This is a genomic window from Rhodospirillaceae bacterium, from assembly GCA_028819475.1.
Lineage (GTDB): Bacteria > Pseudomonadota > Alphaproteobacteria > Bin65 > Bin65 > Bin65.
In genome coordinates, this window is the sequence record JAPPLJ010000021.1 from 94,484 (window position 1) to 117,625 (window position 23,142).

General features: G+C 65.4%; 24 protein-coding genes. 4 read left to right on the forward strand and 20 right to left on the reverse strand.

Features of this window, described 5'->3' with window-relative positions; translation table 11 throughout:
• Position 1: 1 nt before the first annotated feature.
• The 6 genes from OXM58_05445 to OXM58_05470 form a co-directional block, all read right to left on the reverse strand.
• Entirely contained in the window at positions 2-1,510 is a 1,509-nt protein-coding gene (locus tag OXM58_05445; GenBank protein ID MDE0147796.1) for a tripartite tricarboxylate transporter permease, read from the reverse strand.
• A 9-nt stretch (positions 1,511-1,519) separates the two neighbouring features.
• Positions 1,520-1,936 carry a tripartite tricarboxylate transporter TctB family protein gene (locus OXM58_05450; GenBank protein MDE0147797.1) on the reverse strand — a complete coding sequence of 139 codons (417 nt, stop codon included), beginning with the start codon at positions 1,934-1,936 and terminating at the stop codon, positions 1,520-1,522.
• A gap of 46 nt (positions 1,937-1,982) precedes the next feature.
• On the reverse strand, positions 1,983-2,939 hold the full coding sequence (locus tag OXM58_05455) for a tripartite tricarboxylate transporter substrate binding protein (protein MDE0147798.1): 957 nt from the start codon (positions 2,937-2,939) through the stop codon (positions 1,983-1,985).
• Between the two features lie 402 nt (positions 2,940-3,341).
• Positions 3,342-4,373 (reverse strand): aromatic ring-hydroxylating dioxygenase subunit alpha, encoded by a 1,032-nt coding sequence (locus OXM58_05460; protein MDE0147799.1) that lies wholly within the window; start codon positions 4,371-4,373, stop codon positions 3,342-3,344.
• Between the two features lie 51 nt (positions 4,374-4,424).
• On the reverse strand, positions 4,425-4,724 hold the full coding sequence (locus OXM58_05465; protein ID MDE0147800.1) for a YciI family protein: 300 nt from the start codon (positions 4,722-4,724) through the stop codon (positions 4,425-4,427).
• Between the two features lie 19 nt (positions 4,725-4,743).
• Complete coding sequence (locus OXM58_05470; GenBank protein MDE0147801.1) at positions 4,744-6,552, reverse strand: hypothetical protein; 1,809 nt, start codon at positions 6,550-6,552, stop codon at positions 4,744-4,746.
• 317 nt (positions 6,553-6,869) lie between these two features.
• On the opposite strand from OXM58_05470, the gene OXM58_05475 reads away from it, so the two are divergent.
• Positions 6,870-7,160 (forward strand): type II toxin-antitoxin system RelE/ParE family toxin, encoded by a 291-nt coding sequence (locus tag OXM58_05475; protein MDE0147802.1) that lies wholly within the window; start codon positions 6,870-6,872, stop codon positions 7,158-7,160.
• 17 nt (positions 7,161-7,177) lie between these two features.
• Positions 7,178-7,489, forward strand: a complete 312-nt coding sequence (locus tag OXM58_05480; protein ID MDE0147803.1) for a HigA family addiction module antitoxin — start codon at positions 7,178-7,180, stop codon at positions 7,487-7,489.
• 79 nt (positions 7,490-7,568) lie between these two features.
• On the opposite strand, the gene OXM58_05485 is transcribed toward OXM58_05480, so the two are convergent.
• The 12 genes from OXM58_05485 to OXM58_05540 form a co-directional block, all read right to left on the reverse strand.
• On the reverse strand, positions 7,569-7,997 hold the full coding sequence (locus OXM58_05485) for a heme-binding protein (GenBank protein MDE0147804.1): 429 nt from the start codon (positions 7,995-7,997) through the stop codon (positions 7,569-7,571).
• A 260-nt stretch (positions 7,998-8,257) separates the two neighbouring features.
• Positions 8,258-8,425: a hypothetical protein gene (locus tag OXM58_05490; GenBank protein MDE0147805.1), complete on the reverse strand. Its 168-nt coding sequence runs from the start codon at positions 8,423-8,425 to the stop codon at positions 8,258-8,260.
• A gap of 313 nt (positions 8,426-8,738) precedes the next feature.
• Positions 8,739-9,029, reverse strand: coding sequence for a hypothetical protein (locus tag OXM58_05495; GenBank protein MDE0147806.1), 291 nt, complete (start codon positions 9,027-9,029; stop codon positions 8,739-8,741).
• A 35-nt stretch (positions 9,030-9,064) separates the two neighbouring features.
• On the reverse strand, positions 9,065-9,679 hold the full coding sequence (locus OXM58_05500) for a cysteine hydrolase (GenBank protein MDE0147807.1): 615 nt from the start codon (positions 9,677-9,679) through the stop codon (positions 9,065-9,067).
• 17 nt (positions 9,680-9,696) lie between these two features.
• Positions 9,697-10,362: a flavin reductase family protein gene (locus tag OXM58_05505; protein ID MDE0147808.1), complete on the reverse strand. Its 666-nt coding sequence runs from the start codon at positions 10,360-10,362 to the stop codon at positions 9,697-9,699.
• Positions 10,363-10,409: 47 nt separating this feature from the next.
• Positions 10,410-11,480, reverse strand: a complete 1,071-nt coding sequence (locus OXM58_05510; GenBank protein ID MDE0147809.1) for an NADP-dependent oxidoreductase — start codon at positions 11,478-11,480, stop codon at positions 10,410-10,412.
• A gap of 27 nt (positions 11,481-11,507) precedes the next feature.
• Positions 11,508-12,872: an MmgE/PrpD family protein gene (locus OXM58_05515; protein ID MDE0147810.1), complete on the reverse strand. Its 1,365-nt coding sequence runs from the start codon at positions 12,870-12,872 to the stop codon at positions 11,508-11,510.
• A gap of 84 nt (positions 12,873-12,956) precedes the next feature.
• On the reverse strand, positions 12,957-13,661 hold the full coding sequence (locus OXM58_05520) for an ABC transporter ATP-binding protein (GenBank protein ID MDE0147811.1): 705 nt from the start codon (positions 13,659-13,661) through the stop codon (positions 12,957-12,959).
• A 37-nt stretch (positions 13,662-13,698) separates the two neighbouring features.
• On the reverse strand, positions 13,699-14,475 hold the full coding sequence (locus OXM58_05525) for an ABC transporter ATP-binding protein (protein MDE0147812.1): 777 nt from the start codon (positions 14,473-14,475) through the stop codon (positions 13,699-13,701).
• 15 nt (positions 14,476-14,490) lie between these two features.
• Entirely contained in the window at positions 14,491-15,516 is a 1,026-nt protein-coding gene (locus tag OXM58_05530; protein MDE0147813.1) for a branched-chain amino acid ABC transporter permease, read from the reverse strand.
• A gap of 5 nt (positions 15,517-15,521) precedes the next feature.
• A complete protein-coding gene (locus tag OXM58_05535) occupies positions 15,522-16,397 on the reverse strand; it encodes a branched-chain amino acid ABC transporter permease (protein ID MDE0147814.1) in 876 nt (291 codons plus the stop codon).
• A gap of 151 nt (positions 16,398-16,548) precedes the next feature.
• Positions 16,549-17,682, reverse strand: coding sequence for an ABC transporter substrate-binding protein (locus tag OXM58_05540; GenBank protein MDE0147815.1), 1,134 nt, complete (start codon positions 17,680-17,682; stop codon positions 16,549-16,551).
• Between the two features lie 364 nt (positions 17,683-18,046).
• Here OXM58_05540 and OXM58_05545 point away from each other — a divergent pair, with 364 nt between their 5' ends.
• On the forward strand, positions 18,047-19,393 hold the full coding sequence (locus OXM58_05545; protein MDE0147816.1) for an MmgE/PrpD family protein: 1,347 nt from the start codon (positions 18,047-18,049) through the stop codon (positions 19,391-19,393).
• Positions 19,394-19,434: 41 nt separating this feature from the next.
• Here OXM58_05545 and OXM58_05550 read toward each other — a convergent pair whose 3' ends face one another.
• Both OXM58_05550 and OXM58_05555 read right to left on the reverse strand, forming a co-directional pair.
• A complete protein-coding gene (locus tag OXM58_05550; protein ID MDE0147817.1) occupies positions 19,435-20,313 on the reverse strand; it encodes an amidohydrolase family protein in 879 nt (292 codons plus the stop codon).
• Positions 20,310-21,452: an acyl-CoA/acyl-ACP dehydrogenase gene (locus OXM58_05555; GenBank protein ID MDE0147818.1), complete on the reverse strand. Its 1,143-nt coding sequence runs from the start codon at positions 21,450-21,452 to the stop codon at positions 20,310-20,312. Before OXM58_05555 ends, OXM58_05550 begins: the two co-directional genes overlap by 4 nt.
• Positions 21,453-21,634: 182 nt before the next feature.
• Between OXM58_05555 and OXM58_05560 the strand changes: the two genes are divergently transcribed.
• Positions 21,635-23,104 (forward strand): class I adenylate-forming enzyme family protein, encoded by a 1,470-nt coding sequence (locus tag OXM58_05560; protein ID MDE0147819.1) that lies wholly within the window; start codon positions 21,635-21,637, stop codon positions 23,102-23,104.
• Positions 23,105-23,142 lie beyond the last annotated feature (38 nt).

Consider the following 23,142-nt stretch of genomic DNA (forward strand, 5'->3'; position numbering starts at 1 on the left):
GTCAGTCAGGCGCATCGGGCGCCGGTTTCCGTTTCCGTGCCAGCCACCAGGCGGTCAGGACGGCGAGAACCAGCAGGGCGATCGCCACCGGATGGTCGAGCATGACCGAGAAATCCCCGTCGATCAGGGTCAGCGACTGGTTGAGCGACAGTTCGAACCGGTTGCCGAGAAAAAAGGCGATGATGAAGATCACGACCGAAAAGCCCAGCGACGTCATCGCGTAGCCGATCGCGGCGAAGACCAGCATGACGGCGACCCCGAACAGGGTGCCGGTCGAGAGATAGACGCCGACGATGCACAGCGCGATGGCGGACGAGAAGATCGCCGATTCCGGCGCCCGGATCACGAAGGCCCACAAGCGCAGGCCGATCAGGCCGATCCAGAAATTGCAGAAATTGGCCATGATCATGGCGCCGAACAGGCCGTAGATCAGCCGCGCCTGCTGTTCGAAGAGCAGCGGGCCGGGCTGGATGCCGTGGATGATCAGGGCGCCGATGATGAGCGCCGCGGAGACGCTGCCGGGAATGCCGAGCGTCAGCATCGGGATCATGTTGGCACCCATGACGGCGGAATTGGCCGATTCGGTCGCTGCGATGCCATGGATGTTGCCCTTGCCGAAGGTCTCCGGCTCCCGGCTGGTCTGCTTGGCCGAGGCATAGCTCATGAAGGAGGCCGCCGTCGTGCCGATGCCGGGCGCTGCGCCCAGCAGCGTGCCGATCACCGCGCCCCGGGCGATGGTGAAGCGGCAGCCCCAGTATTCCGCCCAGCTGACCCGCCTGTCCTCGCGCGGCTGGTTCCGGTCGAAGGTGATTGCGGCCGTGATCTTCTTCCGCTTGGCGGCAAGCCGGCGGAAGATTTCCGCGGCAGCCAGCATGCCGATGGCGACCGACGCGATCGGCAGGCCGTCGAACAGGTCCGGCACGCCGAAGATGAACCGCGGGCTCGAATGCTCGGGATCCAGTCCGATGGCGGCGCAGAGCAGGCCGAGCGCCGCCGCGACGATCCCTTTCGCCAGGGACTTGCCGATCAGCCCCGCGATCACGGCGAAGGCGAAGATGAGCAGGCAGGCGATCTCGATCGGCCCCATCATCAGGGCGATCACGGCCAGCGGCGGCGACACCGTGATCAGCACGATGTCGCTGAACGTGTCGCCGGTGACCGACGAATAGAGCGCCATCTTCGCCGCCTTGAGCGGCCGGCCCTGCCGGGCGAGCGGATAGCCGTCGAGCGCGGTCGCCGCGGCGTCTGGCGTCCCCGGCGTATTGATCAGGATGGCCGGGATCGCCCCGCCGACCAGGCCGCCCTTGTTGATCCCGACCAGGAAGGCGATGCCGGACAGCGGGCTGAGCGCGAAGGTAAAGGGGATCGCGAGCGCGATGGTGATGACCGGGCCGATGCCGGGCACCGCGCCGACGAACTGGCCGACGGCAACGCCGAGGACCACGAACAGGATGTTGACGGGCGTAACGGCGTCGCCGAGGCCGGCCAGTATGGTTGCGATGTCAAACATCCGGCGGCGTCACGGCAGGGGCCGGTTGAGCCAGAACTCGAGAATCGCCCAGATGCCGACCGGCAGGGCCGCAATCCACAGGACGAACCAGCGCCGCTCGCCCATCGCCAGCATGATCGCCAGCACGAGACCGGGCGCAACATACAGGAAGCCGATTTCGGACATCAGGTAGACGCCGCCCCCGACGATCGCCAGGAACAGGCCGGCCCGCAGGGCCTCCGGGCCGTCGAAGGGCGTGTCGCCGGTCGGAAACAGCGCATGAAAGGCGCCGGCCGCCATCAGGACCCAGGCGACCGCCGTGGGGACGGTGGCCGGCTGCACCCCGCTGTCTTCGATCGCTTCCACCTGGTCCGGGATAACGACCAGCAGGAGGCAAAGGCCAGCAAGGGCGCAGGCGACTCCCGTCAGGCGGTTGAGCGACGGCATGGGCGCCGGCCGGGCCGGCTGCCGGCCGGGCTGACCATCGGCCGGGTTACTTGGTCGACTCCAGCAGAATCTTGATGGTCTTGCGGGTGCCGTACATCATTTTTTCGGTGTCGGCGGGGCCGAGGTCCGTCGGCGCGGTCTTCATCGTGTTCGCCAGGAACTTGGTCATCTTCTCCGAATTGACCGCCGCTTTGATCGCCTTGGCCAACGCCGCTCGCGTTTCGGGCTTCAGGCCTTTCGGCGCGGAAATATAGAAGAAGGGATCGACATAGTAGTTCAGGCCCTGCTCGATCAGCGTCTTCATGTCCGGCGCATAGCCGTGACGCCTCTGGTTGCCCGAGGCGAGGACGGTGATCTTGCCGGCATTGTAGTACGGGATATGCGCGCCGCCGCCGAACGCGAGGTCGACATGGCCGCCCAGCAGGGACTGCATCTGTTCGGCGCCGCTCTTGTGCGGCACCATCTTCACCTTGATACCCGCGGACCGCGCGATGGCGTTCATGATCATCGATTGCGGCTTGGTGTCGTGGGCGACGGTCAGCGGCTTGCCGGATTTCTTGGCGTACGCGATGAGGCTTTTCATGTCGCTGTAGGGCGCGTCCTTGAGCGCGACAATCGCCAACTGGGCCCAGACCACCGTGCCGAGATAGTCGAAATCCTTGATCCGGAACGGAATTTTGGCCGGCCGGACGATGAGCTGCATGACGATCGGCATGTTCACGGCGATGCCGATATTCAGGCCGTCCGGCTTGGCGCGGGACAGGCCGGAAAGCATGGCGACGCCGCCGCCGCCGGGCCGGTTCTTGACCACGATGTTCCAGCCGGTGTCCTTCTCCATCTGGTCGGCGAGAAGTCGGGCGAGCGTGTCGGTGATGCCGCCGGCGCCGAAGGCGACCGAAAGCGTGACCGGGCCGGCCGGTTTCCAGCCGGCGCCCTGCGCCGGGGCAGCGGCAAGCGCGGCGAGCACGGCGGCCGAAGCCGCAATTCTGGTCAACTTACGCATTGAATTCCCTCCATGATTCCGCCGGCGTTGTCCGGTCGGTGCAGCGCGCTGGCCCGGCACGTCTTCCGCCGGGTCGCCGCCCGGTCCTTCCCAGGTCGAGGCCCGCGCCCGACGCGTCATATCCCATCGCGGTTCCGCCTTCAACGAATCGCGGGATACGGCAGCGACCCGGTCCGGATTTCAGCGTCGGCCGCCCGCCTCGCCCCGATCCGTCATTTCGACCGAAGCCCAGGACTTGTCCGGGGCGAAGCGGAGAAATCCTTCACCCGCAGAGCCGGGTCCAAGGCACTGTAGCTGAAAGATTTCTCCACTACGCGGCTGCGCCGCTTCGGTCGAAATGACGGGAGATAAGTGTCGAAGCGACGGGGAGAAACGAGCGTCTTCGCGCCACTGCCCGCGCCGCTATCCGGTTTCCTCCCGCGCCATCCGCTCGACGATGCGGCGGGCCTGGAGGCCGGCGCGGTCGGCGGCGAGGTCGAGGCGCGGCGCGGCGGGATCGAGGTCGAGATTTTCCTGTTGGCCGGCGATGACCGCGAGGTCCTCCTCGAACGCCTTGTGGACCAGGGCGAAATCGAGCTCGCTGAGGCTCGGGTCGCCGCCGGCGAAATCCTGCGCCTGGGCCCAGAAATAGTGCGCGCTGCTATCGGTCTCCGGCGTGACCGCGTTGAGGTTCCAGGTCGTCACGGCCTTGCTGCGGTCGCCCTCGCGGGCGCCGGAGCCGGCCTCGGCGGCGCCGATATCGATGCGCACGAAGGACGGCGGCGTGTAGATCGTGTTCATCCAGCGGTCGACGCGCGCATCCGGCGCGAAACCGGCGAGCAGCCGGAAATAGGGCGGCACCGGCGTATCCATCGCCCAGCGGTCGACCTCGATCCTGTCGCCGTCGATGCGGTACTCGACCGGGATGTCGGTCTCGGGAATCGCCGTGTCGGCGAGCGTCGTCCGGTGCAGCGCGAGCAGATGGCTCAGGTCCATCAGGTTCTCGACGACCAGCAGGGCGTTGCCGGCGACCGCCAGGGTCTCGCCGCGCCAGGTCCAGTCCGGATGGTCCATGATGCCGAAATCGGGAATCCGGCTCTCGTCGGCCAGCGCCGGATCGCCCGGCCAGATCCAGATCCAGTGGTGTTTTTCGGCGACCGGATAGCTGCGCACCCGGGCCGACGGCGGGATCTGCTCCTGGCTCGGGATGTGGACGCAGGCGCCGTCGGGCGCGAAGCGCAGGCCGTGATAGGCGCACTCGATCAGGTCGCCGCGCACCCGGCCGCGGGAAAGCTGGGCGTGACGGTGGCAGCAGCGGTCTTCCAGCGCGACGGGCGCGCCGTCGGACGCCCGGTACAGCACCACCGGTTCGCCGAGCAGCAGCCGGCGCATCGGGTGCAGCCGCTGGACCTCACGGGCCCAGGCGGCGACGTACCAGCAGTTCTTCGGAAACATCCCGCGCTTTTCCTCCGGCCGCCGAACGCGCCCGGTGGACGCGGGGATGACTTATCCGGGCCGCCCGGTCATCCAATCCCACTGCCGGACTTCCAGGTCGGCGATCACGCCCGCCCTGCCGAACGGGCTGTCCGCCATGAAGGCCCGGACCGCCTCGCGCGACGGAGCCTCGACCGTGAGCAGCAGGCCGATGATCGACTCGCCGTCCTCGGCGAGCGTCGGGCCGCCGTTGTGAACGGTCACGTCCGGATGATCCGGGTGATCGCGCAGGTAGGCGATGAAATCGGGCTGGAGATCGCTCCGCTGCTGTGAAACGCCCGGATTGTCCGTGGCAAAAACTGCAAAATACATGGGTACCTCCCCGAAAAGGTTATTGCGACTGTCCCGGCGCGCCGTCCGGCCCGGATGGATCGAGGGCCGGATCGACCCGCACGGTCAAAATATCGGCGTCGTAATATTGCTGGTGCCGGACCGAGGATGCAAGATGGCGCAGCAGCCGGAGCGAGACTTCCCGCTCGATCGAATCGGCGGCGCCGGCCTCGCCGAGCAGCGCGATCCGGTCCTGCAGGTTCTCCTCGCCCTTCGCAGCCACGAATTCGAGGACCGCGGCGGCGCCGTCCCGGTGGGCGGTCAGCAGCAGCCGCCGGGGCTCGGCGTCTTCGCCGGCTTCCTCCCCGGCTTCTTCCCCGGCCTCGTCCCGGTCCAGCAGGGTCAGCACGGTCTCTTCGCTCGCCGCGTCGAGGCGATCCGCCATATCCCCGGCCCAGCCGTTGCGCGCCGCGAACGCGCCGACGAAGGCGCGGATCTCCTGCAGGGCCGAGCGATCGAACGCCAGCTCGAGCCGGCTGCGCCGCGGTTTGGCCAGCTCGACGAACAGGGTCATGGCAATCGCCGCGACGCCGCCGGCGATCATCCCGTTCTGCAGGAATCCGCCGGCAAATCCGGATACCATCTCCGGGAAAACCGCGCCGCTTTCGAAACCCGCGCCGATCCAGAAGCCGACGCCGGCGACCAGGCCCTTGCGGTAATCGAGACCGTCCTGGACGACCATCTTCATGCCGATGACGAAGATCGCCGCCATGGTGACGGTGATGAATGCCGCGGCGACCGGGCCGGGGATCGCCAGGATTGCGGCCAGCGCCTTGGGCAGGAAGGCCAGGGCGATCGTCGCCGCGCCGAGCGCAATCCCGATTCGGCGGGAACCGATCCCCGTGATCTCGACCATCGTCGCGCCCATCGGACGGAAGCCGAGTGGCATCGTGCCGGCGAACCCGGACAGCAGGTTGCCGGCCCCGTCGGCCGCGACCGCGCCCTGGACCGCCCGGAAATCGACCGCCCGGGAGCCGCCCCAGCAGACCCGCTGGATCGCGACGGCGCCGCTGACCGTCTGGATCGTGCAGACCAGGCCGATGAACAGGAACCCCGGCAGCAACGTCCAGAACTCGGGCCCGAAGCCGAGGTCCGGGGCCGGCCATTCGACCGCCGGAATGCCGATCCACGCAGCCCGGCCGATGCGCCCGAAATCGTATAGACCGAATATCGCGGCGACGGCCGAGCCGGCGACGATGCCGATCACCGGCGCCCAGAGGCGCAGCCCCTGCCGTGCCTTCAGCACCAGGCCGGCAATGACGAGCAGGGTCGTCAGCGCGCAGAGCGGCGCCGCGACCGCCGGCGTGCCGGCCGGCACATTCTCCAGCTGCTGGAACATGACCGGCATGACCGTGACCGGCGTCAGCATCATGACCGTCCCGGTGACGGTCGGGGTCAGGACGCGGCGGAACAGCGAAAGCCGGGCCGAGAAGGCGAACTGGAAGAGCGCCAGGGCGATCACCAGCGTGACGAGCAGGCCCGGCCCGCCGGCGGCAAGGGCGGCGACGCTCACGGCGATCGCGGCCCCGGGCGTTCCGATGGCGAGGATATGGCCGGCGCCGAACCGGCCGGCCCGGAACGCCTGGAGCATCGTCGTCGCGCCGCACGCCGCGACCGAGGCGAACACCGCCCAGAGCAGAACCTTCTCGGGCTGGCCGGCCGCCTGGAACACGACGGTCGCGATCAGCACCGCGCCGGGCAGGTTGAGCGCTGCGATCTGGAGCGCCAGCCCGGTGGCGAGCGGCGTCGGGATTTTCGCGTCGGGGCGGCGGAGATCGGCCGAATCCCGGTCGGAACTTCCGGATGCCATGCCGCTTTCCCTCTCGCCGGAACGGAAGGCGGCGCAGGCCGCCGCCCGCCATCCCGTTTGCCCGTTCGCCTTTTTGCCCGGGGCGCGGGGTGGCCTGGATGTCGTGCCGTTCCCGGGGCGGCCACACAGCCCCGGGAGTCCGTTCAGTCCACCTTCGCCACCAGGCCGGCCGCCTCGATGCCGGCGGAGCGCAGCATACCGGAAAGTAGTCCGGCCGGGCTGCGGGCGGCAAGACGGCTGTTCCGGAGCGGTCCTTTCGGCAGCGTGTTCGTAATGCGTCGCTTGACACTAAACGAATCGACCCGGTAAGCAGGGCGATGAAGATTCGCAACGTCTCTCACAAGGGGCTCCGCCGGTTCATCGAGCAGGACGATGCCGCCGGGCTTCAGCCCGCGGTCGTACCGAGGCTGCGACGGATGCTTTCGTTCCTTCAGGACATGGAGCGGGAGGAGGAACTGTACACGGTTCCGGGCTGGCGGGCGCACCGGCTTGCCGGCGACCGCAAGGGCGTGTGGAGCCTGTCGGTCACGAAGAACTGGCGCATTACGTTTCGGATCGACCCGGCGGGAAGGCAGATCGTCGACCTGGACTACGAAGACTATCATTAGGACATTGGGAGGTGCCGATGGATACGACGCAGGGCATCCGGATGAAAAACCCCGCGCATCCGGGCGGGTTCGTGAAAAGCGAGATCGTAGAGGCTTCGGGCCTGTCGGTGACCGACGCCGCGCGGGTGCTGGGGGTCACGCGGCCGGCGCTGTCCGCGCTGCTCAACGAGCGTGCGAATCTTTCGCCGGAAATGGCGCTCAGGATCGAGAAGGCATTCGGCGTGTCCATGGAGACGCTGATGCGGATGCAGACCAGTTTCGACATCGCGCGGACCCGCAGGCGGGAAGACGCCATCGAGGTCGTTCCGTTTGCGGGGCGGGCCGCCTGAGCGCAAGCCGGGCGCCCGGCGGGGAGAAGCATTGCCCGCTTCGGGCCGCGCCATGCCGGCCTTCCGCAGAGGACCGGCGCTAATCCACCTTCGCCACCAGGCCGGCCGCCTCGATGCCGGCGACGGCGACCGCCTCGTCCTTGTCCGAGGTGTCGCCCGAAACGCCGACCGCGCCGTAGAGATGGCCGTCCGGCGTCTTGACCACCACGCCGCCGGGCACCGGCACGAGCTGCCCGCCCGAGGCGTCGATCAATGCCTGCATGAACATCGGCCGCTCGTTGCCCATCTCGCCGAGCCGGCGCGAGCTCATGCCCATGCCGAGCGCGCCCATCGCCTTGCCGCGGGCGACCCGCTCGCGCAGCAGGGTCGAGCCGTCCTCCTGCTCGTAGGCGACCAGCGCGCCGCGCTCGTCGAGCACAGCTACGGCGAGCGGCCGCAGTCCCATCTCGACCCGCGTCTCCAGCGCCGTCCGGATGATCGTGCGCGCCTGTTCGAGCGACAATGTCATGGGTCCCTCCCCGGTCTGTTGCGGCGAGTGTAGCGGAAGGGGGGCGGACGGCGCCAGCGGGGAGGTGGGGGCAACTCCCGGAAACGGCGGCAGAAGCCGGAACCTGGTTCAAATTTTCTGATCGACCGGAGAAGCAATCTGGCGGAGGGCTTCCGCCCTACAACTCTGATAACCGTTTGATTTTTCTTGATTAAAGAGAATATCGGCAGGGCGCACCCCCAATTTTACGCTACAATCTGCATGGTCGTTTGGGTGAGCTCTCATAGCGGAAAAGCTGCGAACCGTGCCCGCAGATATGCCGAATCGTGCGCGGCGACACCCATGACATCGTTGAAGATCGTCTCCCAACCCGCCTGGCCGCCCACGGCGCCGAAGCGCATCGACACGACCGCGTCCGCCGAAATCGCAATCTCGCTACTCGACGGCATCGCGGATCGGTTTTCCGATACGGTTTCACCGGATTCAATCCGGAGCAATGTTGTCGAACATGCGGCATGGGACCGGCGGGACGGCGGGGCCCCAGGGGGTGTCCGATCGACGGCTCGGCACGCGGAAGGGTCCTGTGTATCACGACAGCCCTCTTTCGGCCTTCGCGCGGGGAGCCGCAGTTTTGGATGGAACCGGCGCTGTGATTGCCCCAACGTGGGGGGCTCGCTCCTCGAACCTGAATAATCCGTCCTTTAGCTTGAGGTCGCGGACGTTGGCTTTGACGATGTCGGCCACGTCTTCGGGATAGCCCTGCTAGGCCGACGATCTCTCCAGTTCCAAGGTCACTCGAAGTCCCGGCCCCTTGGTTCTGGTGAGTTCCACCAAGAAACCGTCCATAGTGTGCGCGACTTTCAGACCGGCCATATCGAGATCAATGGCGAGGGTGGCGAAGAAGCGTTTCGGCAGCAATTTGGCAGGCGGAGGTTCGACAACCGGTTTGGGCGGTTCGGGGCCGATCCCGCCGTCCGTCGGGGTTGAAACACCGGCACCCGCCTTTTCCGCCGCCGGCTCCTCGACGCCGGCAAAGGGAAGCAGGCGGATCACCGGACCATGCCGGCGCGGCGCGCGCCGGCGGCTGGCTAGTCCCGTATGCCCCAGTCCGCGAGCACATCCTGTACCGTCACCACATGCGCAAACATGTACCCCATGGTGACCAGCGCTGCGTCGTGCCGTTCCTGGTCCAGCTCGCCGATCGCGTCTGCAACTACGAAGGTGCGATAGTCCCGCTGGCCGGCGTCGCGGACCGTCGATTCGACGCACATGCTGCTGGTGACGCCGCAAACCACGAGCGTCCTGATGTTTTCATTGCGCAGCACCGTCTCAACGCCTGTGTTGTAGAAGGCGCTGGTACGGTTCTTGTCGAAGACGTAGTCGCGCTCCTCCGGAACCAGCTCGTCGACGAGTTCCGCGTCCCAGGTGCCGATGACGCAGGCGCGGAGGTTCTTGAGTGCTGGCCGAATTTCATGAGGCATGATCCCGCGGTCGGAATAGTCCGGGCGGTAGACGTTGCGGGTGTAGATGACAGGCAGCTCCAACCTGTGGGCGGCATCGACCAGTTGACGGCAAGGCGTCACGGCCGCCTCGCACATGGCGGTGTCCTTGCCCATCTGGTTGAGCGAGCCTTGCGGGTGGCAGAAGGCGTTCTGCATGTCGACCACGAGGAGAGCGGTCCGTTCGGTCCCGATGGTTTGCATCTCTGTCTCCCGTTCGCCTAGGCTCGCTTCATCAGCTCCCGATTAAGGTGATGGCCGGGGCTATCGCCGACGGCCGGCCGCTCCATCGTGAACGTCTGTTCGATCGCCGCGTACTCCATGTAGCCGAGTCGGGAAATGGGCCGGATCTTGGTGACGTCGACCCGCCCGTCCGTCAATACCTCGTCCTGGATGTGAACGCAGACGACCGTGCCGAAGACGACGGTGGCCGCAGCCTCCGGGTCCGTCGCCGGCAGGCGCACGCTCATCGAATACCGGCACTCCAGATGGATGGGAGATCGCTTCACCCGGGGCGGTGCGACCACTCGCGACGGGGCCATGTCGAGCCCGGCGAGTGCCGCCTCGTCGACGTCACGGGACACATAGGCCGAAGTCAGGTTCATTTCCTCGCGAAGCGCCCAGGTTGCCATGTTTATGACGAACTCGCCGGTCGTCTCCGCGTTGGCGCAACTGTCTTTGAGCCCACCCTCCGCGTGGGCGCCGACGGTGCTGAACATGACCTGCGGCGGGCATGTGCCCACGCCATTGAAGAAGCTGAACGGTGCAAGGTTCGTCCGGCCCTCCCGGTCGCAGGTGGTCACCCATCCGATGGGCCGCGGGACAATACAGCTCAGAAAAGGATCGTGGGGGAGTCCGTGATCGTTAGCTGCGGTCTCATAGTACACTGGTCAACGTCCTTTTAGTTCGATCGTAACGCCCGAGGGACGTCGGGTCACAGAGTTGGGTCCTGTCCGATACGCACCAGCGTCTTGCCGATGTTCCCGCCGCAAAGCATGTCGATGAAGGCGCTGGGCGCGTTTTCCAGCCCCTCTGTGACATGCTCCCGATATCGCAGGCGGCCCTCCGACATCCAGGTGCTCATTCGGGAAACCGCTTCCGAAAACCGGGCCGCGTAGTCGTGGACGACGAACCCCTCCATGCGTAACCGCCGCCCGAGGATATAGCCTTGCGGCCGCAGCCCGACGTGGCCGTCGACGGGCTTGTCGTAGTCGGCGATGTGGCCGATCACCACCCAGCGGCCCCGATCGTTCATGTGCTGCAGCACGCGGTCAGCGAGGCCGCCGCCGACTAAATCCAGATATACGTCGACACCCTGGGGACAGGCCTCCGACAACGCGCGGTCGAGACCGTCCTCATCCCGGTAGTTGATCGCGGCGTCGAAACCCAGGTCGTCGACGACGAATCGCATCTTTTCCGTGGTGCCGACCAAGCCGACGGCCCGACAGCCCTTGATCCTGGCGATCTGCCCGGCGACGCTCCCGGTTGCGCCGGCCGCCGTCGAGACCAGGACGGTCTCGCCCGGACGAATTCGGCCGATGTCCAGGAGCGAGAAATACGCCGTCATACCGGTGCGACCGAGGACGCTCAGGGCGGTCGACAGGGGCGCGCGGCGCGGGTCCACCTTGACGAGGCCCGCAGCATCGTTTTTCCGGTCGCCGGCGCCGTCGGTCACCGCATAGCATTGCCAGCCCAGTTTCGCCTCGACGATCTCCCCCACCCGAAACGCCGGATTGCGGGTCTCGACGACTTCACCCACGACGGCGCCCGGAACGACCGAGTTCAGAAGCACAGGTGTACCGTACTGGCCACGGAACGCCGCCGGATCGCGCATGCGAAGGCGCTGCCACGGATCGAGAGACAGGAAAATTCCGCGAACAAGAAACTCGCCGTCCCGGGGTCTCTGGACAGGCACCTGAACGATGCGGAAATCGCTCTCCTGCGGCAGCCCGCGCGGGTAGGAAACGAGCTGCACCTGGTTGTTCTGCGGCGAGATCTCGGACATGGACAAAGCGGTCCGCCTTCGAAGCCATCAATATCGGGCCGTGATCTCCCGAACGTCCTCGACCGCGCTGATCTCCTTCGAGGCATCAAGGAGCGCGTGCGCCGCTTCGCTGCCGCGGACCCGGCCCACGAGCCTGAGGAACTTTGCCGCGAGCTCACCGTCGGACATGGGGTTCTCCGGACTTCCGCGGATCTGCCGGTAGAGCATCGACTTCCGGTATTCTCCGTCGCCGGACCTGATCACGACCTCGATCGGGACGTCCGGATTGCCGAGCGCCCGGCCTGTGGCCCACATGGCCACCGCCTCCGGATGTTCGCCGACGACGACCTTTCTGGCGAGGACATGCCGCTTTTCGTCATTCAGGGCCTCCGGCACAACCCACGCCGGCCCCGACTCGTGGCCCAGCAAAGCGTTGGCAATGATCCACGGAACGCTGAACAGGCCCTCGAAGTAGGAACGGGGTTCAAGGCACCCGAACGGGTAGTTCTGATAGAAGCGGTGCGCGTTAACGATCACCTGGTCGATGGTGTCGACCGGAATCCGGTTCTCTTCGACGATCTCCAGCGCCAGTTGGATCGCGCCCGTGCTGGTGCGCGATCCGAGCCACGGCTTGAGGTGAAGTTCGTTCGCCACGTGATGGCATTCGGCCGGAGCGTAGGCCGCCAGGCTCTCGCGGTCGTACAGCCCGTCTTTTTCCATGGTGTCTCGTGGGCCTTCCACGCCGCTTTGGGTCAACAGGGCCGCCTGGGTGCCGAGTTGGCAGATCGTCAGGTTGTACATGGACCCCAAACCCGTGAAGACATTGAACTTGAGCGACAGATCCATGGCGGGCGGCTCGATCATCCAGGCGATGCCGATGGCATTGTTAAGCTGATCGGCGTCGAACCCGAGTAGTTTTCCCGCGCAGACCGCGACGCACACCGGGGTGTGCTTCTTGGTGTTGACATAGCCGTGCCGGTCCCCGGCCCGCGCCGACTTGTAGAACACCGCGTTGAGCTCGTAGGCGATGGCGACGGCCATGACGACGTCGCGGCCGCTGGAGCCGAGCCGTTCGCCCATCGCCATGCCGGTATGGGCCAGGGCGTCGAAGAGATGGTCGCCGGGCCCGCTTTCCATCATGTTCGAGTTGTAGGCCATGGTGGAGTTGAACCCCGCCGCGAGCCCGGCCGAGACGCGACCGCGATCGCCGAGAAGGGTCGCTTCCGGAACGCCTCCCACCTGCTTGGCGAAACGCAGAAAGGGTTCTTTCACGAACTCATAGCCCATGTGGGCGATGCCGATGGAATCCATCATCGCGCGATCCGTCGCCGTGACGACGTCCGATCCCAGATCCGGGAAGCGAATATCCGCGATCGCGCGACTGATCGAGCCGGTCAGACCGTCGTTGCCCATCAGATCATCCTTTCCGTTGGGTCCCCATCAGGTCGGCACCGGGAATTCGGGCCGCCATCCAGGCGATCGCATCGGCGGACAGGTTCACCGGTGAGACCGGTGCGCGTGCTGGGATTTGAGCGCATCCTTGCCCTGGCCCATGTATTCGAGGAAGAGCTGGTGGTCGTCCCGAAACTCGTCGACGGCGCCCTGCATCACCACCTGCCCCTGCCGCGCCACATAGACGTAGTCGGCAACCCGTAGCGCGACCCGGACATTCTGCTCGACGATGAAGATGGTCTCGCCGCGGGCCTTGAGCTCCGCGACGATCTGGGCGATCTCGTCGATGACGACCGGCGCCAGGCCGGCCGTGGGCTCGTCCATCAGCAGCAGTTTCGGTTCCGACATGAGGGCGCGGGCAGTAGCGAGCATCTGCTGCTCACCGCCGGACAGATTCCCGGCTCGGCTCCTCACACGGTCCTGTAACCTCGGGAAGTGCTCCAGTATTCCCGCGAGCCGACCCTTGCGCTCCCGCTTCGGGCAGCGGGCCATGCCGCCGATGAGGATGTTCTCCGCCGTCGTCATACCGGGAAATAACTCGCGATGCTGGGGAACCATCGCAATCCCGCGGGCGAAGATCTGGTGCGATTTCAGGTTTTCGATGGGCTCATCCTCGAATTGGATCGATCCGCCGGTGACCCCGAGCATGCCCACCACGCATTTCAGGGTGCTCGACTTGCCGCAGCCGTTTCCGCCGAGAAGCGCGGTGACGCGCCCCTTCTCGACACCCAGGCGCATCCCGTTGAGCACCTGCAGGCTGCCGTAGCCCGCGGTGATGTCGATAACGTCAAGCAGCGTCCACCTCCTCCGTCCCCAGGTAAGCCTGCTTCACCGTTGGATTGCTCATCACCTCGTCGCCCGCTCCCTCGGCGATGACCCGGCCTTTGTCGAGCACCGTGATACTGTCCGAAACGTCGATAACGAGGGAAACAACATGCTCGACGAGCAGAATCGTCAACTTCCACTCCTCCTTCAGCCGGAGGAGGATTTCGTCGAGCGTCTGCACGGCAGGCACGCTCAAGCCGGCGCAGGGTTCGTCCAGCATCAGCAGCTTCGGCCCCGGCGCCAGTGCCCTTGCCAGCTCGAGCAGCCGTTGCTGCGCGATCGTCAGCGTGCCGGTTTCGCGCAGGATCAGACTGTCAATTCCTAGAAAACTCATCACCTCCCGGGCGCGGTCTCGGGCGGCCCGGTCGGGCGAGACACCTCCGCCGAGATTGAGGACCGACTTCAGCGGATTCGCCGGAATCTCGAGATGCATTCCGACGAGAACGTTTTCGAGCGCTGTGCGGTTCTGCATCAGCCGCACGTGCTGGAACGTCCGCCGCAGGCCCAGCCCCGCGCGCTGGTGAACGGGGACGTCCGCGATGTCCCTGCCGTCGAAATTGATGCGGCCTTCCGCCTTTACCACGCCGGAAAGGGCATTGAAGAGGGTCGATTTGCCGGCGCCGTTCGGTCCTATGATTCCTCGTATCTCGCCCGGCGGCACCGTCAGGGAAACGTCCTCGACCGCGACGACGCCGCCAAAGCGCACCGTCAGATCCTGGGTCTCGAGAAGCGGTTCCACCCACCTTCCCTTTCGCTATTCGGCCGTTGACGGTTTGGCGTCCGCCTGGGGAATTCCGTCCCTTTCGCGCACCTCCTCGCGCCAGCCGTGGACGAGGACCTCGGGCGGCAGAATCCGCCGCTCGATCAGGTAGCCGGCAACGCCCCTGGGCATGAACACGATGACTCCGACCAGCAGGACGCCGTACATCATCTCCTGGGCGGCCTGGGTGCCACGCAGCACTTCCGGAAGCATCGTCAGAAAAAGGGCACCCAGTAGCGCACCAGAGAGCGTTCCCACACCCCCGACCATCACGATGGCAAAGTGCAGCACGACCTGAAGCAGATTGAAGGTGTCGGGCGCGACGAACCGCACGGCCAGCGCAAAGAGACCGCCGCCGATTCCAGCGTAGAATCCGCTCAAGGTGAAGGCCAGGGTCTTGTACAGAGGCACATTGATGCCGTTGCATCGGGCTACGAGTTCGTTTTCGCGGATCGCGATGAAAGCCCGTCCGTAACGGGACGCGAGTATGGCCTTGGCAAGCAGGACCATGGCGAAAGTGGCGATCACGATCACGAAGAACGCTGCGTTGTCGGTGTCGAGCCGGATACCGAAGAACGTCGGCGCCTCGACCTTGACCCCGTCGGTCCCCAGCGTGAGGTCCCGCCAATGGAGGAACAACCAGTAGCAGAGTTCCGCAAACCCCATGGTCATCAACCCGAGATAGACCCGGCGCAGCCGCAACGCAGGTAGGCCGACGATACAGCCGACGACCGCGCACAGCACGCCCGCGGCCGGGAGCGACACCCAGTACGAAATGCCGAAATGACTCCCCAGCAGGGCGACGGTGTAAGCGCCGATGCCCATGAACGCCGCGTTGGCAAATGCGAACTGTCCGGCGAAGCCGAGGACGATCATCTGGCCAACGGCGACGACCACATAGACCAGGATCAGGTTCAGGAGGTACTGGAGATAGGGATTGGTGGCCGTACTGATCAGACACAGCGCCACAAACAAAGCCGGCGTGAACAACCGGTTCGCAAAGAGGCGATGAATTTCCATCAGTGTCAGACCCGCGTGATCTCTTTGGTGCCGAACAGCCCCCTCGGCCAGAAAATGAGCACCACCATGATGACCAGAAAGGCGGATAGATCGATGAGTGCGGTCGCGACATAGAATCCGAACAGGGTTTCGATGACACCGATCAGATAGCCGCCGACGATCGCGCCGGGAACGCTGCCGAAACCGCCGAGCACGGCGGCGGCGAACCCCCTGATCAGGATGCGCGTCCCCATGTCGGGGAAGAGGGCGGTGATCGGTGCCGACAGAATCCCCGCGGCTGCGCCCATCACGGAGGCCAGACCCCAGGTCGTCGCGAACACGAGCCCGATGTTGATGCCGCTGTACTGGGCGCCGAACATGTTCTCCGCGGTCGCCCGCATCTGCTTGCCGAGGTCGGTGAAGGCAAACAAAAGCAGGAGCGCCAGCGTGAGGACCAGGGACGTGGCGGTCGTCAGCAGGTTCTGCGACGCAAAGACCAAGTCGAAGATGATGATGGGGGTGCCGCCGAACATGGGCGGGATCGTGTACACGTCCTGCGCAAAGGGAATCCGGAATATTCCCTTCAACATGAACGACAGGCCCACGGTCACCATCACGAGCGTCATGTGCGGAAAGTGGGCGATCGGCCGGATCAGGCCCCGCTCGATGAGTAGTCCGACGAGCCCCCCGGCGAGGATCGCGAGGAGAAAGGAAGCCGGATAGGAAAGACCCAGGAAAGAATAGGCGGAGTAACCGATGAAGGCCCCGGCCATGAAGATCTCGCCGAAGCCGAACTGGACCATGTCCTGGGCCTTGTAGATGAGCACAAGACCCAGGGCGACCAGCGCATAGAGGCTTCCATTCGCGAGCCCGGCCGTAACGAGAATGACGAACTCCGTCATGAGACTTCGCTTTCGCTAGGGCCGGATGGTTGTCGCGTGCTTCGTCGATGGCCCGCTATTCCAAAGCGGACGCAAGGCGACCGCCGGGGCGGAGCCGGCACTTCATGCCCGGCTCCGCCCGCCCGCCTTCAGTCGGGTTAATCGGAAACGATCAGTTCTTGCTCAGATCGCGCCAAACGGGACCGAGGTTGACGACCTTGCCGGCGGGCGTCAGGGTCCAGACCGTCGGATCGTTGCAGCCCTGATGGCTGCTCGCCGAGAAGCTGATCGAGCATGCAGCGCCATGGTCCTTCAGGCCCTTGGTGCCTTCCATCGCCGCGAGGAATTTTTCGCGCGTCACGTCCCGGCCAACCCTCTTCAGCGCATCGATGACCACTGTCGCTCCGGCCACGCCCTGGTAGGCGACTGACTTCTTGATGTCGTTCGGGAAGTGCTTGTAGCGGATGCCCTCCCACTTCTTCATCTCGGGGCTGCCGAATGGCCCGGCGATTACCGTGATCCCGTAGAGATCCTGCAACGCTTCCTTGTTCCCGACGCGCTCGACAAGATCGAGCAGATCCGGCGTCGAGACGATGACCGCCGGCGAATCCTTCGATTTGCTTCGAAGCCCGTACTTCCACGCATCGCGGATCAGCGTCGCCGACTCGGTTGGATAGTTGACGAGTATGATCACGTCCGGATCGACTTTCTTGAGCTTGAGCGCCTGGGCCGTGGCGTCCGATGCGTTCGCCTCCAGGGTCTCGCGGGCGACCACTTCGATGCCCTTTTCCTTGAAATACTGGCGCATGGGCTGGATTTTGGTCTCGGCCCAGTCGTTGTTGCGGCCGACGATCGCCACCTTTTTCACGCCCGGTATCGACGCCGCAAAGCGCGCCATGCCGCGGCCGTCCGCGCTGCCGGTCATCTGGACCGTAAAGATGTTTTTCTTCACCGGCGCCGTGAGCTTATCCATGGTGGCCGCCATCAACAGATGGGGCACGCCCGACTTGACGACCTCCTCGGTCGTCGCCGAAACGGCGGTGCTGCAGGTTCCGCCGTGAATCATGAAGACCTTGTCCTGGTGAATCAGCTTCTTCACCGCCGCCAGCGCCTTGGTCGCTTCGCACGCCGAATCTTCCTGGACGAACACAAACTTGCGGCCGTGCACGCCCCCCTTCTCGTTTTGCTCCATGTAAACGGATATGGGACCGTTATTCACGGGCTGGCCGTGGATCGCAGCGGGCCCTGTCAGGGGTCCGAACAGGCCGATCTTGATCGTCGTGTCGGTCACCCCGGATTCGGCCATTGCGCCCACGGGGAGCGCTCCGGCAAAGAGACCGATCAACGCGGCTCTCCCCAAGAATCCGATCCCGGTCGGTCGACGTGATATCCTCATCATCTCCTCCTGTGCATAGGTTTACGTTCGTGAAATTAACGAGGCGTGCGTCGGTCTCTTGAGGCCATGGTTCGGAACGAAACCGAACTTACCTCTGGAGCAGGTCGACCCCATGCAGGGGCCTGGCTCGACGTACAATTCATGTCTTGACATTCCGCTCTTCCTTGCGGAAGTGAAGACATCTTCACGAACTCGCCCCGATGACGTGGTGAAGCGTAGACTGCTGCCGCGCGGATAGTCAATGGACGAGCGGAGACGACAGGTGGGATCGGGTATGGCGGCCCTTTGCGATTGGGCGGCCGTGACCCGCGTCGACGATGTCCCCGATACTGCACTGCGCCAGGCGGTTGCGGTGATCGGCGACAATCTCGGAGCTATCGTCGCGTCGCGCGACGAGCCGGAGGTCGCGCTGGCCCAGACTCGTATTCTGCAGGCGTCGGATCGGGCCGAGGCGACCGTGTTCCGGGGCGGCCGCCCGCGCGCCGAGCGGACGATGGCTGCGGTCGCCAACGGGCTCGCCGGAAACGGGGCGCAACTCGATCCCGGTTATCGCAAGGCCCAGTGCCACGCTGGCCTCTACATCGTACCGGCGCTGCTCGCCGAAGCGGAAGCAAAGGGCCTTTCGGTCGCCGGTCTCCTGCGCGCCGTCGTGCTCAGCTTCGAGATCACGACACGTCTTCCGCGCGCCTGGCCCATGGGGACGGACAAACTTTACCCGGCGGCGGTCTTCTGCGCGGTGGGTGCTGCGAGTGCGATCGGGGTGGCGCGGCGATTGCCGCCGGACGCACTGCTCGGCGCGCTCGGCACCGCCTCCACGCTGATCCACGTCGGTCCCTTCGGGCACTCCGTCGATGGCCTGCTGGTCTGCAACGCCTGGGCGGGATCCGGGGCCTGGACCGGCATGATGGCCGTCGACTGGGCGGAAATGGGGTTCGCCGGAACGGGAGAAAGCTTCTACGACGTCTACACGGACGTACTCGGTACCGACGTGCATCCGTCACGCCTCACCGACGGCCTCGGCGAGGATTGGGCGATCGAGTACAGCTTTCACAAACCATACAGCAGCTGCGGCTACACCCACTCGGCGATAGAGGCGAGTCTGGCGGTGCTCGAGGAATTGCCTGACGAGGGGCGGGCAGACGCCATTCGGGATGTCGTCGTGGAGGCTTCCGCGCTCGCCCTGTCCCTCGACAATGAGAAGCCGGAAAACGGACTTGCGTCGCGATTTTCGACCCAGCACGCCGTCGCGGCACCCCTTGTGCTCGGCCATGCGCTGCCGGAGGCGTTTGGCAGCGCTGCGCTCGCCTCGCCCGAGATCGACGCGCTGCGCCATCGGATTGTCCTCAAGGAGTTCGAACCGACCCTGCCGCCCCCGCACGATCGGCCTGCCCGCGTTACGGTCACCCTGGCGGACGGCCGGCGAATTACCCGCGAGTGCCTGAGCGCGAAGGGTGGGCCCGACCGGCCCTACGCAACGGCCGACCTGTTCGGTCGCTTGGAGACTTGGCTGGCTCCCACCTACCCGAGGCTTGCACAGCGGCTCCATGATTTGACTGCCCTGAGCGCGGCCGATCTCGGCCGGGGTTGGGATACGCTCCTGCCGGACATGCTCGGGGACTGAATGGACACGCCCGTGTCAGGCCCGACGGCCTATCCCTGAAATCAATCGAGCTTGTAGATCCTGCGCACGTTATCGCGCAGGAGCAGGCGTTTCGCCTCGGACCGCAGGTTCAGGGCGTCGATCTCGCTGCGGGTACGCTCAAAATCGAGCACCGGAAAATCGGTGCCGAAGATCACTTTTTCGCGGCCGTAGGTATTGGCGTACTGAATGAACTGCGGCGGCCAGTATTTCGGGCTGTGAGCATCCGTACCGATGAAGACGTTTGCGTGCTTCCAGGCCATGGCGATCATCTCGTCGATCCACGGCACGCCGAGATGGATGCCGATGAGCCTGAGTTCGGGAAAGTGGCAGGCCACAGTATCGAAGGTGATGGGACGGCCCACGCTGCGGCGCGGGTAGTCGGGCGCGTACACGAGCGACTGGCCGACCTGGAGCTGGATCGGAATATCCAGTTCCACGCACTTGGCGTAGAATGGATAGTACTGCGCCCCGTCGGGTGGGATTTCGAACCAGTGCGGGTAGGAGTGGGCGCCGATGAACCCCAGATCCTCCACCGCCGCCTGAAGCTCGCGCACGCCCTTCATGCCCTGCGTTGGGTCGATGCCGGCAAGACCGTAGAAGCGGTCCGGATGCCGGCGGACCGCATCCGCGACGAGAGAATAGGGCAGGTGATAACAGGCCGGCGGCCCCAGCGGCCCGACCTTTGTGGCAACCAGAAAAGCCTTCTCGATGGCGGCCGCATCCATGCGCCGCAGCATCTCGTCCAGAGTGATGCCCGCGGCTGTCGTCTCGTCAACCCCGATCTTTCCCTTGAAGAAGCCGTCGCGCCAGTCCGGTCGATGACTGAGAGCCTCTTCGGTCCACAGGTTGACGACCGCGTCGATCGCCTGGATGTCGCTGCTCGGCGGGGCGGTGTTCAAAGCCCGAGTTCCTTTGCGATAATGTTCCGCTGGATCTCGTTGCTGCCCTCGCCAAAGGAATATAGACGCGCATCGCGCCACAATCGCTGCATGTCGCTTTCCGCCGCGTAACCGGCGCTGGCCAGGATCTGCATGCCGTGATCGGTGACGAACTGCAGGGTCTCCGTCGCGGCGATCTTGGCCTGGGACGCCTCGCGCCGGCAGGAACGGCCTTCGCCGATCAGCCACCCCAGCTGCCAGGCAAGCAGGCGCGCCTGGTCCACCCGCATTTGCATGTCGACAAGGCGGTGCTGAATCACTTGGAAGCCGCCGATCGGTCTGCCGAACTGTTGGCGTTCGCCGGCGTGGGAAAGGGCGATGTCAACGGCCGCCTGGGCGGCGCCGGTGACGCTCGCGGCCATCCCGGCGCGGGCGTAATGCAATGTCGCCATCAGATGATGAAATCCATGGTTTTCTTCGCCCATGAGCGCATCTCCGGGCACGTCGACCTCTTCAAAGCCGATGTCGAAGCATGGCAGGCAGTTGTTTCCGACCTTGTCGAGAGGAGTCATTTGGACACCGGTCGTGCCCGGCGGCACCAGGAACATCGAAATTCCGTCGGCGCCGCTGTCAGGAGAACCGGTCCGACAGGCGACGACCATGGCCGCCGCCGCTGCAGCGTCGCTGATCCAGGTCTTGCGGCCGGTGATTGTCCATCCGTTCCCGCGCCGCCGCGCCCGCGTCACGATGGACGCGGCATCCGAACCCGCTGACGATTCTGTCAAGGCAAGGGCGAAGAAGGCCCGTCCGGCCATGATTTCCGGGAGATACCGTTCCCTCTGTGCCTCGCTACCGTAGACCAGGAGCGACATGCCGCCGAAACCGATGGCGCGGTTGTACAGGGAGGCCGCCATGAAAGCGTGATAGCCGAGGCGCTCTTGCACCAGCACCACCGATTCCCAGGGGGCATCCAGTCCGCCATTCTCCGCCGGAAACGGCATCGCCAGCAGGCCCGCCTCACCCAAGGCCGGCAGCACGTGATAGGGCGGCGCGTGCTCTCGATCGTGCTGCCGAACGGCCTCCGGCGGCAGATGCCGGTCGATCAACCGATCGACGGTGTCGAGAATCTGTCGTTGCTCCTCGCTGATGGCGAAGTCCATGGTTCCTCCTCGTTCCCGACCGGATCGCGATTCCACCTGGCGCCAAATTCGGGAAGAGCCTTCAGCCGCAGCGATGGCCTCGGACGATTGACAATCCGACATAATGCTATTGGAAACAGGTACAATCCGAAACACCGTATTCCGCGGCGTGCGCGGACGTATCGGACGGGAGGGAAGCGAGCATGAATCTGGCCGGCACCCTTCCCATGCACGCCCGGACCCGGGCCTCTCACCCGGCCATCGTGTCGGGCGAACGCGTCATCTCCTATGGCGAACTCGACCCGCAAGTCGGACGGACGGCGAGTCATCTGAACGCCCTCGGGCTTCGGGGCGGCGATCTTCTCGGCGTCTGCCTCGGGGATCACGTCGACCATGTCATCATGTTGCTGGCCGCTGCCCGGCTCGGTGTCGCTGTTCTGCCCATGGACTGGCATTGGACCCTGGTGGAACGGCAGCGGATCGTCGACGTTTTCCAGCCGAAGGCCGTATTGATCGAGGCAGACGACGCCGCGATCGCGGGAGTTTCACTCCACCGTCGCAATGACGACTGGCACCATGCCGTCGCGGCGGCAACACCGCGGATCAACGGTCCCGACGACACCGACATACCGCTGGTACTGGCGCTCTCCTCCGGCACCACTGCCCTGCCGAAAGGGCCGATGATCAGCCACGCCAATATGCTGGCGCGCTTCCGGGGCCACTGGGTGTCGCTGGGCTTCAACCAGCATGACCGCTTCGCCCTGACGACACCCCTCTACTACGGCGGCGGGCGGGGCTTCGTGCTCTCCTATCTCTTCATCGGCGGAACGATCGTGATGTTCCCGCCTCCCTTCAAGCCCGGCGACCTCGTCGAGACGGTCGAACGACGATCGGTCAACAGGCTCTTCCTGGTGCCGACCCAGATCCGCCGCCTGCTCGCCATGGCCGAGGGCGACGGTTTACTGTTTCCCAGGGTCGACAACCTGATCTCGAGCGGCGCTACCCTGTCTCCGGAGGAGCGGGAGCAGGTCCGGAAGCGGCTCACGCCCGATTTCACCGATTACTACAGCTCCACCGAAGGCGGCGGCATTACCGTTCAACCGGCCGCCGACCAGGACCGCCATCCCAGGTCTGTCGGGCGGCCGAGCTTTCTGACCGAAGTGGAAATAGTCGACGAGGAGCACCGACGCCAGCTGGCGGGCATTGTCGGCCGCATTCGCTATCGCGGCCCTGGGGTCGCCGTGGGATTCTACGGCGATCCGGAGCCCGGTTCGACAGCTGGCGCCTTCTTCCGGGACGGCTGGTTCTATCCCGGCGACATCGGTGAAATGAACGAAGAGGGCTTTCTGTTCCTCCGGGGCCGCGCCAAAGACATGATCATCCGCGGTGGCGCCAACATCTATCCGAGCGATGTGGAACTTGTGCTGCAGGCCCATCCGGCGGTGGAAGAGGCGGCAGTGGTCGGCTGGCCGTCGACGGAATATGGCGAGGAGGTCGCCGCCTTCGTGATCGTCCACGGGACTATCGGCGGGCCGGAATTGATCGCCCACTGCCGCGAACGCCTGGCCCGCCACAAGGTGCCACGCGACGTTTTCCTGGTCGACGACCTGCCGCGCAACTCGACGGGCAAGGTCCTGAAAGGCGCGCTCGCGGAACGGCTGCAGCCCCTATAGCAACGGGCTGAGGCCGGTTGCGACGGCTTGCGCACCAT